Source organism: Corallococcus praedator (genome assembly GCF_003612125.1).
In the GTDB taxonomy this organism is placed as follows: domain Bacteria; phylum Myxococcota; class Myxococcia; order Myxococcales; family Myxococcaceae; genus Corallococcus; species Corallococcus praedator.
This window is the reverse complement of sequence record NZ_RAWI01000856.1, coordinates 1-543: the sequence shown is the minus strand read 5'-3', so window position 1 is coordinate 543 and position 543 is coordinate 1. Positions and strand designations below refer to the sequence as shown.

Here is a 543-nt window from a genome sequence, read left to right as displayed (position 1 = left end):
GATTTGCTGAGTCTTTTCCTTCATGTTTAATCACCATTTCTAATAGATAAAATCGATCGCGCTCTTGCATTCGATCGATCTTCAAACTGCTGGTTTCTTGCCAGGTAAATCGAGGTCGAACGGCAGAATTATCTCGGTGCAAAAAAATGTAATCGAATAAAACGCGATGCTGTTCCTGACCTTGAGTTTGTCCGAGTCGATCGGTGTAGTAGCGGCGAGCGCGAGAATGCAATTCGATATACCAGTCAGGGTTGCGCCAGCGAATATCTGCAATTAAAACCTCGCGCACCAAGTCATGTGGAAAAATTCCAGTTGACCCTAACTCAATAAACGATAGCTCTCGCAGCCATTCAAATAGCGAATGCACATCGGGCATGTCTAGCATTTTTGCCAGTAAAGTTTCAGTCGTCAGTCGCACCAGAGCGCAAGCTTCTAGAGCGATGCGATGAGCGGGACTGGGCACTTCTTCGACAAATCTTGTTAGCAGTGTTTTCACAACATCTGGCGTAGCATCAGGCTGAAAGAACAGGTCTTGTTTTTGGG

At 45.9% G+C, this 543-nt stretch carries 1 protein-coding gene; it reads right to left on the bottom strand.

Going from position 1 to position 543, the window contains the following annotated elements:
- Positions 1 to 543, bottom strand: a 543-nt coding sequence (locus D7Y13_RS42135) for a hypothetical protein (protein ID WP_208734574.1), incomplete at both ends; no start/stop codon positions are given.